Below are 15,147 nucleotides of genomic sequence, written 5' to 3'. Positions count from 1 at the left end.
AGCTTAATAAGGTGATTATCCCGTGTCCTGCCGTCGTCAAAGCGTGGAAAAGACGGGGATAATCACGCTACCTCTGGCGTTTAGGCGAAGATGTCCACGGCGCTGTTACCGCGCGCCGCGGATTGCAGGGCGGCAGGGGTGGGCAGTAGCTCCTCGCTCTCTTCATTAAATCCGCCGTTGTGACCGGAACGTGAAGCCTGATGCTGCTGCGATGAGGATTGCTGTTGCCCGGCAAAGCTTTCGCTGCTGACGCTGCTCTGAGAGAGCTGAATACCGTTCTCTGCCAGTGACGTCCGCAGGACAGGCAGTGCCGCTTCCAGCGCCGCGCGCACGTGGCTGTGTGCCGAGACCATCTGCAGCTGCGCCTGGTTATCATCCAGTTTAAGCGAGATTTGCACCTGGCCCAGATCTTCCGGGTGCAGGCGCAGCTCCGCAGTCTGTTGCCCCTGCTTAGTGAACAGCGTGATGTGCTGGCTCAGGGACTGCTGCCATTCGTGAGTACCCAGCGGCTGGCTTAACACCGGCGCGGTGGCAACGGTAGCGGCAGGCTGGCTGGTGGCATGACTGGACATGATCGGCGCCAGGGTAGCCGTGGGTGAGGATGATGAAGAGGAACTGGCGAATTCCTGCTTCTCTGCCGCAGCGGCCACGACCGGAGTGACTGGCGCATTGGCGGAGAGATCCGGGCCGTTGTTTTTCGCCTGACTCTGATAAGGTGCGGAAAGCTGCGCTTTATCGTGGTCTCCCGCTGCCGCGTTCAGGGGGGAGTGGCCCGCTGCGTTTGGCGAAAGCGTCGCTGAACTCAATGTTGAGGTTGCGGAAACGCCGTTACTGCCCGCCGCGTGAGGCGTGCTGGTCTGCTGGTGCGGCAGCATTGCCATCAGCGCGCTTAATCCGGCCAGCTCTTCTTCGCTCAGTTCGCTTTTGCTGTCATCCTTGCTGTTGGCCGCATTGAGCGTTTTCAGGGCATCGCCCTTTGACAGCGGCACCAGCCCGGAAATCAGGGTTTCAGGCGTGGCAAGCTGCGCCGTTTCATCGCCACTCAGGGCTGGCTGACGCGCGAGCAGGTCGGCAATTTTGGCCTGCAGCGCGGTATCGCCTTTGGCGTCCTGAGCGACTTTTGACAGCTTACTGCCAGCGGCTTTCAGGTCAGCCAGGGTCAGCGGCGCATCTTTGCCCTTGCCCGTCGCGTCCGTCAGGGCACCCGTCAGCAGGGAGAGAAAGTCTTGCGCACCGTCGGTGCCTTTCCCTGTTTGCATCCCGCCCGACAGGTCGCTGTCGCTCATCAGCAGTTGTTGCAGTGTGATCATTCCGGTTTCCTCATTGATGCGCGCTGGGCAAACTCATCCATTTTTTTCTGATCCAGACGGTTTTCCGCCAGGGTCGCGGCTGCGATCTGCCGGTCCTGTAAGGTTTGCCAGGCCTGCAGCCGCTGTTTTTTCTCACGCCAGAAATTCAGCGCGGTATCGACTTTTTGGGTCCACTGGTTAAGCTGCTGGCGGTGCTGCTCTATCGCCTTCTCCAGCGTCTGGATAAACTGCTGATAGTTAATCCACCGCTGGCTTCCAATGCCCTGGGTCATATCGGTATTGAGGTTGGTGCGATACTCATGCTGATAGTCGATTAACATCTTCAACTGTTCTTCAGCCTGCTGGCACCCGCGTCGCATTGCGCCAAGCTGCAATGCGGCATCATCAACTTCTTTTTCAGCCAGATCTTTCAGCGTTGATAACGCGCTGTTTTGCGCCATGACCTTCGCCCTCCACCTGTGTTACACCTGCGGGAAAATCAGCTCCAGAGCCTGGATTGAATCTTCCCAGTCGGCACGTTCAAAAATGCCCTGTTGTAAAAACGCCTCCAGCTGCGGCCACAGGCTAATCGCTTTGTCGAGCATAGGATCGCTGCCTTTGGCATACGCCCCCACGCTGACCAGATCGCGGTTGCGCTGGAAGCTGGAGAGGAGTTGTTTAAAGTTACGCACGCGGGCGTAATGCTTCTCGGTGATCAGCGCCGTCATTGCGCGGCTGATGGATGCTTCAATATCAATCGCCGGGTAGTGTCCGGCTTCAGCCAGACGACGCGATAACACAATATGACCGTCGAGAATGGCGCGCGCGGAGTCGGCAATCGGGTCCTGCTGGTCATCGCCTTCGGTCAGTACCGTATAAAATGCAGTGATGGATCCGCCGCCGCTGATGCCGTTCCCTGCGCGTTCAACCAGCGCAGGAAGTTTGGCAAAGACCGAAGGCGGGTAGCCTTTGGTGGCCGGTGGCTCACCGATAGCCAGCGCAATTTCACGCTGTGCCATCGCGTAGCGGGTGAGGGAGTCCATGATCAGCAGCACGTGCTTGCCGCGGTCGCGGAAATCTTCGGCAATACGGGTGGCGTAGGCGGCACCCTGCATACGCAGCAGGGGGGACACATCCGCCGGGGCGGCGATTACCACTGAACGGGCCCGGCCTTCCGCACCCAGAATGTTTTCGATGAAATCTTTGACTTCACGGCCACGCTCACCAATCAGCCCAACGACGATCACGTCGGCCTGGGTATAACGCGCCATCATGCCGAGCAGGACCGATTTACCCACGCCGGAGCCGGCGAACAGACCCATACGTTGTCCGCGTCCTACCGTGAGCAGGGCGTTAATCGGCCGTACGCCGGTATCCAGCACATGCTCTATAGGGGTACGCTGCAGGGGGTTAAACGGCTGGGTGATCAACGCCCCGGTTTCGGTGGTGTCCGGCGCGGGCAGGCCATCCAGCGGTTTCCCGCTGCCGTCGAGCACGCGGCCGAGCAGGGCCGGACCAAGCGGCAGCTGTTTCCCGCTTTGCAGGCCTTCGCCGCTGATGTTTTTCGCGTAGACGCGGGCGCCGGGGAGAATACCTTCCACCTCTTCAAGCGGCATCAGGAACAGTCGCTGACCGTTAAACCCAACCACTTCGCTTTCGACTTCACGCGTTTCCTGACCATCCTGACGCTCAATCACACAGGTTGCGCCCAGCGGAAGCTGCAGGCCGGTGGCTTCCAGTACCAGACCGGTCGCGCGCGTCAGTCGTCCATAACGACGAACGGAGGGCAGTTGCGCCATCTTCGTCTCAAAGTTGTCGAGCGTGTTGAGCCAGCGGGTGAGGCGTGCGGTCATCAGACGACTCCCGGTGCCGCCAGGCGGCACAGTTCCTGCCAGCGAGTGGCGACGCTGGCATCCAGGTCACCTTCGTCGGCAGAGACTTTGCAGCCGCCGTGGTGTAACGACGGATCGCCGCGCAAACGCCAGCCGTGCAGGCTGAGGGTTGCCCCCAGACTCTCTTCAATGCGCTGCAGATCGTCCGGGTGAACGCGCAGCTGCGGTTTGCCGCTGAACAGCGGCTCCTGCTGCAGAAGCCCCTGAATCTGTTTGATCAGCGCCGTGTTATCCACCACAGGCGTCTGGCCAATGACCTGACGCGCAGCTTCCAGCGCCATCTGCATCAGACGGGACGCAATCACGCTGTCCAGCGCGTCCAGCGTGTGCTGGAACTCGCTGACCAGCTGCTGCATGCGGGCGTGGATCGGCGCCTGCTGCTGACGCGCCTGGTCGATACCGTGCTCTAATCCTTTCGCCAGACCTTCCTGATAGCCCAGATCGTGACCTTTCTGGCGGCCTTCATTCAGACCGGCAGTGTAGCCCTGCTCATGCGCCTGCATTTGCAGCTGCGCCAGCATCTGCGCTTGCTTCTCCTCCTCGCTCAGCTCGGGCTGCCCGACGTCGGCGTCAGGCTCTGCGGGTGAGACCTTCGCGGGCGTGAATTCAGAAAGGGGAGGGGCCAGATCGTCTGGCGTCCAGCGCTTCCACGACAGCTCATTAGACATAGGTGTCGTCTCCGCTGCCAATCACCATCTCGCCGGTTTCCGCCAGACGACGAACAATAAGCAGGATGGCTTTCTGTTCGTTCTCCACCTGAGACAGACGAACCGGACCGCGGTTGGCAAGGTCGTCGCGCAGGATATCCGCCGCACGCTGAGACATGTTGCGCAGGAACTTCTCGCGCAGCGGCTGTTCGGCACCTTTGAGGGCGATAAGCAGCGATTCGGAGTCCACTTCCTGGAGCAGGCGCTGGATGCTGCGATCGTCCACTTCGACCAGGTTTTCGAACAGGAACATCTCGTCGATAATTTTCTGTGCCAGCTCGCCGTCGAATTCGCGAACCGCGGTAATAACCGCTTCTTCCTGCTGCGTTTTCATCAGGTTGATGATTTCCGCCGCCGTTCTCACGCCGCCCATTTTGCTGCGCTTGAGGTTCTGACCGTCGAGCAGGTTGTTCAGTACTTCGGTCAGCTCCGCCAGCGCGGCCGGCTGGACGCCACCGAAGGTTGCGATACGCAGCATCACATCGTGACGCAGACGCTCTTCGAACAGGGCCAGAATATCGGCTGCCTGACCCCGTTTGAGGTGGACAAGGATGGTGGCGATAATCTGCGGGTGCTCGTCGCGAATAAGGTCGGCGGCACTCTGCGGCTCCATAAAGTTAAGCGTTTCGATCCCGCTGGCGGTATCGCGCGTTTCCAGAATGTCTTCCAGCAAGCTGGCGGCACGCTCTTCGCCCAGCGCCTTGACCAGGACGGAGCGCAGGTAGTCGTTGGCGTTGACGTTGAGCGCGGCAAACTGTTCGGCTTCCTGCTCAAATTCCGACAGCACTTCGGTCAGCTGTTTATTGGAGATCTGACGCACGTTGGCCATGGCCGCACTGAGGATTTGCACTTCCCGCTGGGAGAGGTGCTTAAACACCTCTGCCGCGCGGTCTTCGCCAATGGTCATCAGCAGGATGACGCTTTTATCGGTGCCTGTAAGCGTATTACTCATGTTCGTTACCCATCCACTGGCGGATGACCAGCGCCACGACGCGCGGATCGTTATCTGACATTTCGCGAATGCGCTGGCTCATCACTTCGGCGCCCATGCGCTGGTTAGCCCGACGCTGCTGCATCTGCTCATCTTTGCTGAGGCGAACTTCAACCGCTTCTTCCGTTTCCTGACGCGTAGACATCTGTTCGCGAGCGGCTTTTTCTGCTTCAGCACGACGCTGGAGTTGTGGACGAACGCCCTTACGCCACAGCAGCCACGCGACAATCAGCACCAGCAGCCAGCGTCCTGCGGACATCAGCTGGTCGATAAACGCCTGTTGTTGCCAGAACGGCAGTTCACCGCCGGTCTCTTCAACCGCGTTGAACGGCGAGTTCACCACGTTAAGGGTGTCGCCACGCTTCTCGGAGTAGCCCATCGCTTCGCGGGTCAGGTTTTCAATCTGCTTCATCTGCTCAGCGGTTAACGGCAACGGTTTGCCATCCGCCAGCGTTTTGTAGTTCACCACCACCGCAACAGAGAGACGCTGAATATCGCCCACGTTGAGTTTAGTGTGGCGGATCGTCCGATCCACTTCGTAGTTCGTGGTTTCGTTACGGCTAGTGGTGCGTGGACCGGCGTTACTGGTCGTTGAGGTGGTCTGCTGATTATTTTGCTGACCGTTCTGCTGATTGGCCGGCGGCGTGGAAATCGGTGCCGTGTTTGCCGGAGCAGGCTGGTTAGAGAGCGCACCCGGCACGCCGCCAGGGTAGGCGCCGCCTACCTGTTCGCTGGAGTTGATCTGACGCGAGCGCATCACCGCCTGAGCCGGATCGCCGTTCGGGCTGTATTGCTCTTCGGTTTGTTCTTTATTAGAGAAGTCAATCTGCGCGGTCACCTGCGCATGCACGTTGCTGTTACCGACAACCGGGCCGAGGATCGCTTCAATGCGACGCTGGAGACGGTTTTCTACGTCTGCGGCATATTTCAGCTGCGCGTCGTTCAGGTCACGCCCGGCGGTATTGGATTGGGTCAGCAGGTGTCCGCTTTGATCGACCACCGTCACGTTACCCGGTGGCAGACCGGCGACGGCGCTGGAGACGAGATGCGTCACCGCGCTGATTTGCCCTTCGTCCAGCGCGCGGCCAGGTTCGAGGTTCACGGTCACGGAAGCTGAAGGGGATTTCTGTTCACGAACAAATAAAGAAGGCTTAGGCATCGCCAGATGCACACGGGCACTCTTCACCGGGCCTAACGTTTCAATGGTGCGGGCCAGCTCACCTTCCAGCGCACGCTGGTAGTTCACCTGCTCGCTGAACTGGCTGATACCGAACTTTTCCTGATCCAGCAGTTCAAAACCGACCGCACCGCCCTTCGGCAGGCCCTGCTGGGCCAGACGCAGACGCAGCTCGTGGACCTTATCAGCAGGCACCTCAAGGGCACCGCCGTTATCGGCAAAGCGATAAGGGATGTTCATCTGGGTAAGCTGGGTGACGATGGCACCGCCATCCTGATCGGAAAGGTTGCTATAGAGCGTGCGGTAATCAGGGCTTTTTGCCCATAAAACCATCGCTACAAGGATGGCAATAGCGGCAGCGCCTGCCACGATCAACGGGATTTTAGGATTCGCGCGAAGGCGGTTCATCCACTCGAGTGATTTATTTTGCGGCGCTGTCGATGCTGTTGCACTCATTGCGCACCTCTTAAATCCTGGTGGTTTACGTTATTCGTGTAGAGAAACAAAACTGACTCCCGGGTCGGCAAACACGACAAAAGTTCCATATTGATGGCCCTGCCATTATTTGATGATTCCGGATTTTCTATGCGTCAAATAACCTGGTTTTTTCACGCTATTTACCGCCATTATCTTATTGACAAGCTGTTAGTCTTGACCGCGTAAAAAACCATCCAGGGGAGAGTCATGGCTATACAGGGCATTGAAGGGGTAATCAGTCAGTTGCAGGCAACGGCGATGACGGCCCGTAATCAGAATGTGGCAGAACAACAGCCGACCATCAGCTTTGCGGGGCAACTGCATGCCGCTCTTGACCGTATCAGCGATACCCAGACCGCGGCGCGTACCCAGGCGGAGAAATTCACCCTCGGTGAGCCGGGCGTGGCGCTGAATGACGTGATGGCCGATTTGCAGAAAGCCACGGTTTCCCTGCAGATGGGAATTCAGGTGCGGAATAAACTGGTGTCGGCTTATCAGGAAGTGATGGGCATGCAGGTTTAGGTTAGATAACCTAATGATATTTATAATTAATAATCATCCAATCCCACTGCGTGGGGCATGGATGGGGCAAACTCACTCAGTTTCTGGTTGAGGATGAGTACCTGGTCCTGGTTATTTTCAGCCATCCAGGATCCGTACACCCGGTAAACCATTTGCGCGTCGGTGTGGCCCATTTGCTTCGCGATGAAGTTCGGGTTAGCACCGGCGGCCAACGACCAGCATGCATACGTGTGTCGGGACTGGTATGCTCTGCGATAGCGAATCCCGGCGCGTCGCATTGCAGCTTCCCAGGACTGGTTGATCGACCCCACAGCGTAATGATGCCCGGCACGGCCATTACGTGATGCGATCTGCGGGTTGAACACGAACGTGCACGGATGCACATCAGTACGGCCATACTCGCGCAGTTTCACCTCAACCTGATACTGCTTACCCAGGCGTGTTAATTCGGCCTGGCTCTTCAGCACGTCGATCGCTGGCTGAATGAGGTTAATGATGCGGTCCGTTCCTGCCTCCGTTTTCGGAAGTGTGAATTCCTTCGTTAACGTGTGGTTCCGGCGGATCATCATCGTGCCCGCTTTCAGGTCGATATCTTCCCAGGCCAGCGACACAAGTTCGCCGTGGCGAACTCCGGTGTACACAGCCAGAGACCACATGTTTTTCAGCTGCTGGTGAGCGCAGGCGTTAATCATCCTGACAAACTCCTCACGCGTCAGCGGGTCAGGTTCGCAGCGCGACCGCTTAAGCATGGCGATCCCGGTGAACGGGTTCACCCTGACATACCCGCTGTCAGCAGCAAACTTAAACATCCCGCCCATGGTCTTCATGTAGTTGTTGACCGTTCTGACTGAGCGGCCCTTAACCGGCGTTTTCTGCCCGACTTTCAGCGTGTGATAACCGGTCAGCAATTCCTTCCTGATAAACAGCAGATCTTCCTGCGTTACCGCAGATACCAGCCTGTCCCCACCAATCCTGGGCACCATGTTGCGCGCTATAGATGCATAGCGTGACATCGCGTTGGTGCTGATCTCCATACGCTTCAGTTCAAGCCACTTGTTCGCCAGCTCCAGCACGGTGATTTCCTTGCTCTCCACCCCAAACCTTTTCAGGTTAGGCGAGTCTGGGAATTGCGCTGCATAGTTGAAGTTGCCGGTCTTAATCGAAAAGCACACCGACGCGCGCAGCTCGCCAGCGACCTTCCTGTTTTTTGGTGTATCCGGCACGCCGAGGCTTTCACGAACCCGGCTGCCTTTATAGATGAACCATATGCGGAGCGTTCCGCCGTGGTTCTCCACGCCTGTTGGGTATGCTGACTTAGCCATTATTCCCTCCTGACGTCCAAGAGCCCGCTAAGCATAAACGGATCTTCATTGGCGCGCACCCGGCTGTTTCTTTGACATGCTCTCAACCCACTGGTCGACAGCCTTTCGGTTGTACATGCATTCACTGTTCTTCTTCGGCACGCCGTCCGGGGAAACATGCAGATATTCCCGCCCGATCATCCAGCATTTTTTGCGGGCCCGCTCGATAGTGCCAGGGCGAAGGCCGGTAATCTCGACGAGCTTTTCTTCTGTTACCCAGTCGTTGGGCACGATTAAGGTCATTTCGCTCATGGTCGCTCCTATGACATCGTTTTATAAAACTGCGGGCCGTCTGGCGTGGCCGCGCGTAATTCGTTTTCCGCGCGCACTGAATAATTGCCGTCATCCCAACGCACCCAGGCTTTCGGGTGATCGCCTTCCGGCTCCAGTTGGCTATCCACCACGCCATGGATACCACCGGTCTTCTTCTGGACTAATGCGCCCACATTAAAAGCAGCCATTGCACACCTTCCGGTTCGTGAAGAAATGAGATGAGAGCGCCCAGCGCCATAAGTGCGGCGATGAGCCAGTTAATGGGGTTTGATTGCATGGTGAACTCCCAAAAAGAATGCCCTCACAGTGGAGGGCAAAAGGGATAACGGAGCAGTGCTTTCGCACCCAATAGCCAGCTCATAACTGGCTATCAGTTGCGTCATGGTTTGATGTGAAGACGCGGCTCACCGTCTTTCGGTTCCGGCCAGTGGCGGGTCATGTTCACCTTTAGTTTTTCTTCCAGCGCCGCGGTGATTTGCTCATCGGTGATACCGGCGCGCCGCTGCGCGTCCCAAAGCAGGAACTGCATATCAGCCCACTCGCTGAGGTCGCCAGGATCGGCGGCAGCTTCCAGCGCCTCTTTCGAAAGGTGCTTCAGTGGTCCAATGGGGCCGACGTTGCCGAAGGTTTGTTCTGACCATTCAGCGTGGCGCCGCCGGATCAGGTTTCTGGTGAACTGTGATTTCTTCGATTCGTAAGGTTTCACGCTCTCTCCTCATGCCGCACGCTGGGCGCGCAGCTTCTTCAGATGTTCTGCTGTTTCGACTTCTTCGGCGATCCGCTCAGCCTGTGCTTTGGTCAGCGGCTCGAATTCATGTTGAAAGCGGCCCATGCTGGCGATGCAGGTGCGACCGTTGCGGATGTAGTGGATGACTTCGTGGGTAGCGCGGAGGATTTTGCAGGGCGCGCCGTGGGGATCGGCGTACCAAGTATTAGGCTGGATTATCCTGAACATTGGCCTGCTCCAGAAGCATGAGGAACACGATCATTGCACCGCGCAGCGGGTTGGACTGATACTGAACGCGGCATTCATCGAACTGGTCAACAGCATTCCACCACTCAGAACTGGCATCTTCAGCGCAATCCCAAACCAGACTAATGCGATTATTAAGGATGATCGGACCCGCATCCTCCCAGCAAAGAGTTGGCGCATATTGCTCCCATGGGTTTTCACCATCACTCACCCAAACAGTGTGTGGGCGGAGTTCGTGATATTTGCTCGTCATGCCAGTGGCTTTGCTATCGTCAATTTCCTGAACCAAAAGCCCATTTGCGATCGCCACTCGTTTGTTAATTTCAAAGTCGCTTAGCTTGCTGTAATCCATCACATCCCCCTCTGCTTATTCTTCAGTTCGATCACGCCCTGACATTCTGCGCACGTATGGCAGCCGGGGACGGCAGCGCGCCGCGGCTCGGGAATTGGTTCGTCGCATTCTTCACAACGCTCAGCTGATACGGCATTGCGGTTCACTCGGTGAGCCGAAAGGGCAGCGTTACGTTGAAGCTCTTCAATCTCTGCTGCGGTATCGATGATATCGGCCATGTTAAGCGTCCCAGTTGATGCCAGCAGACACAAGCTGTCGGCAATGCCTAATGATTTGAGCGCGGTTGACGGTGCCAAGGCGCCATGGAGAGCAATAAGGAGTGATGTCTATTTCTTCGTCCCAGCCAACTTTATTGCGGGCATCCATCTCGCCCTCATGGTCGTGCGTCAGCATAATTAAATGGTCGTGGAGTACGAAAAAGGCATCGTAACTATCGCACTCGCCAGTCCAGTAATCAGGGGAGCCCCAAAGGTGCCATTCGTCGTGATAAACCGTTCCATGACGGCCTTCGAAATCACCATACTCAAGGGTGAAATCTGCGGCGTTAATGCTCCTTGGTCTTAGTTGAATAAGCAGCTCCATTGCCGATTTGCTGAACTTCTTTTCAATACGAGCTTTACGGTTTGTGAACTTGTAGCGAGCCATAGTCAATGCTCCCGGAACTGTCGGTTAATTCGGTTGAAGGTGAACGCCAGCAATAAAAAAGGCCGCTTTAGCGACCTGGTGATTTGCTTTTTCATAGTGGGTTTCGTTTGGGTTTGTTTTTCGCAGCCCCAGCAAAAAACAGAGCGAAGACGAGAGCGGAGGCCGCTAAAGCCGTATGGTCGGTGACGATGAGGGCATAGATTGTCATTACGGATAGAGGAATGCTTAACCACAAATATTTCATTTCCTCACGCACGAACTCATAGGTCATGCATCCGCATAAAACAGCAATCCATCCCAAAACGGTAATCACCAGGTACGAGTAATAGGCAAACTGCTGCGCCTGCTCGTTACCGAAAAGAAGACATCCAATAATGGCCAGGCTAATTGCCGTTGATAATATTTTGCTCATGCTGCACCGCCTTCATTCTTCTCGGCTTCGACTGCCATCTGCTCAAGCCGTCGCGATAGCTCGGCGGCCAGCGTCTGGAATTCTTCCTCTGTCGCCACCGGGATCGGCACAAAGCGAATCCCGATGTGGGCTAGGTGATTGGCTATTTCGAGGCTTTTTCTCAAATCAACGGGGGAGGCTCTGTTCATGCGGCGCGCTCCGCCATTATTTCGGCCTTCTGCTCGTCGTTGAGCATGTCGTCAGAGACGATCGCCACACGGTTGCTGGCACTCCACGATGCTGGAGCACTTTCTTTCAGCGCCTTATTCAGCGCCTCAGCAGCATCGCGCACAGCTTGCGGCAAACAGTAATAGTCATCGCCATCAGGCATGATCTCCTCGCAGTGCTGCTCCAAGTCGAACTCAGGCGGATAGTTAGGCTCGCAGATCATTAACTGCAACTCACTGGGCAGCAGGGAGTGCTCATAGCAATAGTCGGCCAGCGACTCAGCGTCGAAAAAGTACTGGTCATCATCAAAGATAACGAGCGGCTCTCCGGTCCATACCGCGCGCTCAAAGGTAGCGAACTTCGCCTGGCGGCTTTCGCGGTGGCATTCTTCGCAATAGCCATGAGTGCTATGAATAGGATGCTCATCAGGTTTTTTTTTACACTTGCGATGAGTAGCGCCGCACCAACGCGCCTGGTGCTCGTCACCACCCCAGAAACGACCTTGACGGTCTACCCAACCAGTTACGGTCTGGATGCTGGCCGCTTCATCGCTGTCCATCATCACGATTTTTTCAGTTTTCATATTCATTGTTCGGCTCCAAACCGCCCATTAAGGCGGCCAGTTTTGACGACGAACTCCAGGAGGCTAACTCCCAGAGCTTCAATTTTCTTGTGATGCTTGTTGATGATGGGAGGCACCGTTTCGTTCCAGTTAGGCTTTGGCTTCTTGCGCATGGCCTGCTGGATTTCCTCGGTGCAGCGGCGGCAGGCGTTTTCATTCGCTGGCGTCATGCGGCCTCCGTTTTCACGACGTCGATGGCGCAGTCGGGCAGCAGTTCCACCGCGGCGGTGGCGCACTGATTTCCCCAGTGATGCCAGCCTGGCGCTGCGCTGCGACTGAATAACTCAATGCGTGGCACATCACCGTAAAGCAACTCCATCCTGTGCCGTACTTCCCACGGCTTTTCGCTGTGCGCTCCGAGCGGGCTGTATACCACCTGCTTAATCCCGGCGTGCTTTCGTTCCAGCCCGGCGCCGCGGGTAGCAATCAGCAGATCTTCGGTATTGGCCCGGGTGTGGTTGCCGCCGTTCATGCGAGTCTCGGCGTTAAGCAGATCGAGGAAGTCGTAAAAATCGCTGACGTCCCCCTCGGACAGCGCCTTGTTGATGCGCAACTCGGCGTTCTGATTCAGCTTCACCCAGGTAAAGCCCTTCATCGTGCGAACGGTGAAGCCCCAGGCCTCAGCCAGTTCGATAGCTTCCTGGTTATGCGTGCCGGTGTACCACATCGCCAGCACCGCGTTTTCGGCGGCAAGCTCCCACACCGGCAGGCGCTTAATGTCGATTAGCTTCATGGTTGAGTAGTGATCGGCGGCAGCGCCGTTGCTGATGGTGTTGCCGTAAGACCAGGGCGGATCAGCGTAGATAAGAGCGTATTTTCCTGTCATTTCGCGCCGCCTTTCACAAAAATAACCCAGTGGGTTTTGTCGGCTTTTCCTGTTCGTTGCCATATGGCGGGCTTCTCGTCAGTCAGCGCCAAAATATTGCTTACCGGGATCTGAGTTTCGTTCCATTTGAAGATGAGCACGCCGTGTGGCCACAACACCCGAAATGCTTCTGCGAAGCCGGCACGCAGATCATCGCGCCACGTTTCTTTGTTCAGCCGGCCGTACTTTTTCCCCATCCACGCGTTATCTCCGACGCGCTCAAGGTGTGGCGGATCGAACACGACTACAGGGAAAGTGTTGTCGGCAAAGGGAAGGGCACGGAAATCAGCTATAAGGTCCGGGCTTATGATTAACTGGCGGCCGTCGCAAAGTTCATGCTGCTCGGCACGGATATCACTGAAAACAGCGCGATCATCCTGCTTATCGAACCAGAACATGCGAGAACCGCAGCACATGTCCAAGATTGTTGAATCTGTCATGCCGCCTCCTGCCTTTCCCGATATTCCTCAGCGAGCCGCTGCGCCTTTAATGGATTGCTGACCACTTCACCCCATGGCATTAGCCAGCCTTTTCCAATGAAGGGAAGGCGCAGTGTGCCAACCCTGATGTCGTCGTGAGCGTGAGTCATAGGATGGACTCCATTTCGTCGATGTAGAGGCCCTGAGCAATTAGGCGGCTACGGCGGGCGGCACGTTCAATGCATTCCTGCCGTCTACCTTCCTGCGATTGCTCTATGGCGCGCCGGGTGAACAGCCGCGATTTGCCCTGCGGCGTTACAACCTTCGGCTTCGTGACGAGGTCGAAAGTGCGGTCGCAGATGCCGTCCTCGTTGAGCCATTTTTTCGACTCAACGATATGCGCTATCTGTCCGGAGCCGCGGGTGATGCCGTTGGCGACCCGGTTAAACTCGATGAGCGTTACGCCAAACTTCTCGGCGATTTCGCTGCCGGTTACCGGGCGGCCGCGCGTCTGAATCATCCAGATAACACGCTCACGGAGGCCCGAGAATTGCCCGGTTCGCCCGGGCCTGCGGTAGAAGGGTGTGCGTTTCATGCTGCACGCTCTGTGATTTTCTGAATTTCAGATTCCAGATCTGCAATGAAGCTCTTAACCTCAGACTCGATTTCGCGCGCCAGCTCTTCATCGAAATGAATGCGCTTCTTGAAATAGGCGAGATCAGGCGGCAGGCGATCATCGAAACTAACGAAATCACACCATTTCCGCCCGGTGCACATCATCTGCGCATGCATTTGCAGCATGTACTGGCGCTTTGGCTCGCCAGTTTTCAGCGTTTCAAGATGGGTCCAGGTGTTGGGGCATTTGATTTCGATAAGCCCGTCGTCGTTAACAAGTCCGTCCGGGCTGGCTGCGAATCCGGGTATGGTTGGGTGATCGATGAGTCCAACTTCAGTGATTTCCGCATCGAACTCATTCAGCGCGTACATTTCGCGCGCCACTGGCTCAAGTTCAGTGCCGCGCATCATCGCGGCATTCGAAAACCCTTCCTCCAGCTTCCCGGTCAGTCGTTGGCAAATCAGCTCTGCCATGTAGTTCTGGCGGCTGGTGGAGTAGCCCGACTTAGTCCGGGCCATGACATCAGCCAGTCGACTGGCTGTGACCTTGCCGCAGCGCGCAGCAAACCATTCAGGGGTGCGTTGCTCCATCATTCAGCCTCCGCATCTGCGACATTGACAGGCTCGGCGTTGTCGACAGCAAGACTCATGTCATACATGCGTCGCTTCTCAACTGCTCCAATTACCTGCTTCTCTTCAGCGCTCAGCGCCACCCAGAACTCTTGATACTTAACGGTTCCAAGGCGCGCGGCAGACTCGCCTTTTGCGATCAGGTCCGGACGACGGCTATCTGATTCATGGCCTGCATGAACCTCTGCCGTTGTTCCTTCAATCACTCGCTCGGCCTCGTCCTGGTCGAAGATACCAGCGAAACCAAAGGCCAGACGCGCGCACTGAATCAGCGTCTTGTGGCGAAGCATGCGTGTAGGGTGGGACTGCCATGGCTGAGTGTTGCGTTTGCACTCGCCCATATACTCGGTGACGATTGTCGGGTGCTTGCGGTCTTTGCGGTAAATCTTGCAGGTGCACGCGCCTTCCTCTTTGTCGTAAGAGAACTCCATACCGTCAAACTGAGGATGTTCGTTGATAATGCGAGCCCATCCATCAACGCCGACGACCGGGACAATCCCTCCTTTATCTGGGAAGGCATAAATCTCTTTTGTCCATGGGTTCAGGCCGTACTGGTTGGCGACGATCAACAGGGCTGTAAACTGCTCGTCCGTGACGTTGCCACCTTTGAACGCTGTATTCTTCAGCGTATTCATCAGGTCTGTACCGGCATCCATGCCGAGGCGTGCGGCCAGTTTCCCGGCCATGGTGGAAAGTGCAGTACTCATTGTTAAATCCC

24 protein-coding genes and 1 pseudogene are annotated in these 15,147 nt (G+C 56.6%); 1 reads left to right on the top strand and 24 read right to left on the bottom strand.

The features are described 5' to 3' along the window. Positions 1–80: 80 nt before the first annotated feature. The 6 genes from fliK to fliF are packed head-to-tail and all read right to left on the bottom strand — an operon-like array spanning position 81 to position 6,512. Positions 81–1,310: a flagellar hook length control protein FliK gene (gene fliK, locus A4308_RS18810; RefSeq protein ID WP_023337481.1), complete on the bottom strand. Its 1,230-nt coding sequence runs from the start codon at positions 1,308–1,310 to the stop codon at positions 81–83. Then, entirely contained in the window at positions 1,307–1,750 is a 444-nt protein-coding gene (gene fliJ, locus A4308_RS18805) for a flagellar export protein FliJ (protein WP_014884395.1), read from the bottom strand. The genes fliK and fliJ overlap by 4 nt, the downstream gene beginning before the upstream one ends. Positions 1,751–1,771: 21 nt before the next feature. After that, a complete protein-coding gene (gene fliI, locus A4308_RS18800; protein WP_045269879.1) occupies positions 1,772–3,142 on the bottom strand; it encodes a flagellar protein export ATPase FliI in 1,371 nt (456 codons plus the stop codon). Then, positions 3,142–3,849 carry a flagellar assembly protein FliH gene (fliH, locus tag A4308_RS18795; protein WP_045281538.1) on the bottom strand — a complete coding sequence of 236 codons (708 nt, stop codon included), beginning with the start codon at positions 3,847–3,849 and terminating at the stop codon, positions 3,142–3,144. The genes fliI and fliH overlap by 1 nt, the downstream gene beginning before the upstream one ends. Next, a complete protein-coding gene (gene fliG / locus A4308_RS18790) occupies positions 3,842–4,840 on the bottom strand; it encodes a flagellar motor switch protein FliG (RefSeq protein ID WP_008500327.1) in 999 nt (332 codons plus the stop codon). The genes fliH and fliG overlap by 8 nt, the downstream gene beginning before the upstream one ends. Next, positions 4,833–6,512: a flagellar basal-body MS-ring/collar protein FliF gene (gene fliF / locus A4308_RS18785; RefSeq protein ID WP_045281537.1), complete on the bottom strand. Its 1,680-nt coding sequence runs from the start codon at positions 6,510–6,512 to the stop codon at positions 4,833–4,835. Before fliF ends, fliG begins: the two co-directional genes overlap by 8 nt. Positions 6,513–6,740: 228 nt before the next feature. Between fliF and fliE the strand changes: the two genes are divergently transcribed. After that, the gene (gene fliE, locus A4308_RS18780; protein ID WP_014884391.1) at positions 6,741–7,055 is read left to right on the top strand and encodes a flagellar hook-basal body complex protein FliE; all 315 of its coding nucleotides are present in this window, start codon (positions 6,741–6,743) and stop codon (positions 7,053–7,055) included. A 26-nt stretch (positions 7,056–7,081) separates the two neighbouring features. Here the strand turns inward: fliE and A4308_RS18775 are convergent, their stop codons facing one another. The 18 genes and pseudogenes from A4308_RS18775 to bet all read right to left on the bottom strand — a co-directional run bounded on the left by A4308_RS18775 (position 7,082) and on the right by bet (position 15,136). Further along, on the bottom strand, positions 7,082–8,377 hold the full coding sequence (locus A4308_RS18775) for a tyrosine-type recombinase/integrase (protein ID WP_063308748.1): 1,296 nt from the start codon (positions 8,375–8,377) through the stop codon (positions 7,082–7,084). A gap of 45 nt (positions 8,378–8,422) precedes the next feature. Further along, the gene (locus tag A4308_RS18770) at positions 8,423–8,668 is read right to left on the bottom strand and encodes an excisionase family protein (RefSeq protein ID WP_063308747.1); all 246 of its coding nucleotides are present in this window, start codon (positions 8,666–8,668) and stop codon (positions 8,423–8,425) included. A gap of 8 nt (positions 8,669–8,676) precedes the next feature. Further along, on the bottom strand, positions 8,677–8,877 hold the full coding sequence (locus A4308_RS18765; protein ID WP_063308746.1) for a hypothetical protein: 201 nt from the start codon (positions 8,875–8,877) through the stop codon (positions 8,677–8,679). Between the two features lie 197 nt (positions 8,878–9,074). Further along, positions 9,075–9,347 (bottom strand): annotated as a pseudogene (locus A4308_RS18760) (dATP/dGTP pyrophosphohydrolase domain-containing protein); the annotation flags it as partial. A gap of 57 nt (positions 9,348–9,404) precedes the next feature. Further along, a complete protein-coding gene (locus A4308_RS18755) occupies positions 9,405–9,644 on the bottom strand; it encodes a DUF4222 domain-containing protein (RefSeq protein WP_063308744.1) in 240 nt (79 codons plus the stop codon). Further along, positions 9,622–10,014, bottom strand: coding sequence for a phage protein NinX family protein (locus tag A4308_RS22100; protein ID WP_065422745.1), 393 nt, complete (start codon positions 10,012–10,014; stop codon positions 9,622–9,624). The genes A4308_RS18755 and A4308_RS22100 overlap by 23 nt, the downstream gene beginning before the upstream one ends. Continuing rightward, positions 10,014–10,232 carry a TraR/DksA family transcriptional regulator gene (locus tag A4308_RS18750; protein ID WP_063308743.1) on the bottom strand — a complete coding sequence of 73 codons (219 nt, stop codon included), beginning with the start codon at positions 10,230–10,232 and terminating at the stop codon, positions 10,014–10,016. Before A4308_RS18750 ends, A4308_RS22100 begins: the two co-directional genes overlap by 1 nt. A 1-nt stretch (position 10,233) precedes the next feature. Then, on the bottom strand, positions 10,234–10,659 hold the full coding sequence (locus A4308_RS18745; RefSeq protein ID WP_063308742.1) for a hypothetical protein: 426 nt from the start codon (positions 10,657–10,659) through the stop codon (positions 10,234–10,236). 91 nt (positions 10,660–10,750) lie between these two features. Further along, complete coding sequence (locus A4308_RS18740) at positions 10,751–11,071, bottom strand: hypothetical protein (RefSeq protein WP_063308741.1); 321 nt, start codon at positions 11,069–11,071, stop codon at positions 10,751–10,753. Next, positions 11,068–11,259, bottom strand: coding sequence for a DUF1382 family protein (locus A4308_RS18735; protein WP_022650956.1), 192 nt, complete (start codon positions 11,257–11,259; stop codon positions 11,068–11,070). The genes A4308_RS18740 and A4308_RS18735 overlap by 4 nt, the downstream gene beginning before the upstream one ends. Next, complete coding sequence (locus A4308_RS18730; RefSeq protein WP_063308740.1) at positions 11,256–11,867, bottom strand: hypothetical protein; 612 nt, start codon at positions 11,865–11,867, stop codon at positions 11,256–11,258. Before A4308_RS18730 ends, A4308_RS18735 begins: the two co-directional genes overlap by 4 nt. Next, positions 11,864–12,070, bottom strand: coding sequence for a hypothetical protein (locus A4308_RS18725; RefSeq protein ID WP_063308739.1), 207 nt, complete (start codon positions 12,068–12,070; stop codon positions 11,864–11,866). The genes A4308_RS18730 and A4308_RS18725 overlap by 4 nt, the downstream gene beginning before the upstream one ends. Next, on the bottom strand, positions 12,067–12,726 hold the full coding sequence (locus A4308_RS18720; RefSeq protein WP_063308738.1) for an MT-A70 family methyltransferase: 660 nt from the start codon (positions 12,724–12,726) through the stop codon (positions 12,067–12,069). Before A4308_RS18720 ends, A4308_RS18725 begins: the two co-directional genes overlap by 4 nt. Next, entirely contained in the window at positions 12,723–13,205 is a 483-nt protein-coding gene (locus tag A4308_RS18715) for a class I SAM-dependent methyltransferase (RefSeq protein ID WP_047028423.1), read from the bottom strand. Before A4308_RS18715 ends, A4308_RS18720 begins: the two co-directional genes overlap by 4 nt. After that, positions 13,202–13,354 (bottom strand): DUF1317 family protein, encoded by a 153-nt coding sequence (locus tag A4308_RS18710; protein ID WP_063308737.1) that lies wholly within the window; start codon positions 13,352–13,354, stop codon positions 13,202–13,204. The genes A4308_RS18715 and A4308_RS18710 overlap by 4 nt, the downstream gene beginning before the upstream one ends. Beyond that, positions 13,351–13,779 carry a hypothetical protein gene (locus tag A4308_RS18705; protein ID WP_063308736.1) on the bottom strand — a complete coding sequence of 143 codons (429 nt, stop codon included), beginning with the start codon at positions 13,777–13,779 and terminating at the stop codon, positions 13,351–13,353. Before A4308_RS18705 ends, A4308_RS18710 begins: the two co-directional genes overlap by 4 nt. Beyond that, positions 13,776–14,393: a lambda exonuclease family protein gene (locus tag A4308_RS18700; RefSeq protein ID WP_032647504.1), complete on the bottom strand. Its 618-nt coding sequence runs from the start codon at positions 14,391–14,393 to the stop codon at positions 13,776–13,778. The genes A4308_RS18705 and A4308_RS18700 overlap by 4 nt, the downstream gene beginning before the upstream one ends. Beyond that, positions 14,390–15,136: a phage recombination protein Bet gene (bet, locus tag A4308_RS18695; RefSeq protein ID WP_032647505.1), complete on the bottom strand. Its 747-nt coding sequence runs from the start codon at positions 15,134–15,136 to the stop codon at positions 14,390–14,392. Before bet ends, A4308_RS18700 begins: the two co-directional genes overlap by 4 nt. Between the last annotated feature and the right edge of the window lie 11 nt (positions 15,137–15,147).

Origin of the sequence: Enterobacter sp. ODB01, assembly GCF_001623605.1 — a bacterium.
In the GTDB taxonomy this organism is placed as follows: Bacteria; Pseudomonadota; Gammaproteobacteria; order Enterobacterales; family Enterobacteriaceae; genus Enterobacter; species Enterobacter kobei.
Note: the sequence above shows the minus strand (reverse complement) of the source record. Positions and strands in the feature narration are given on the sequence as shown.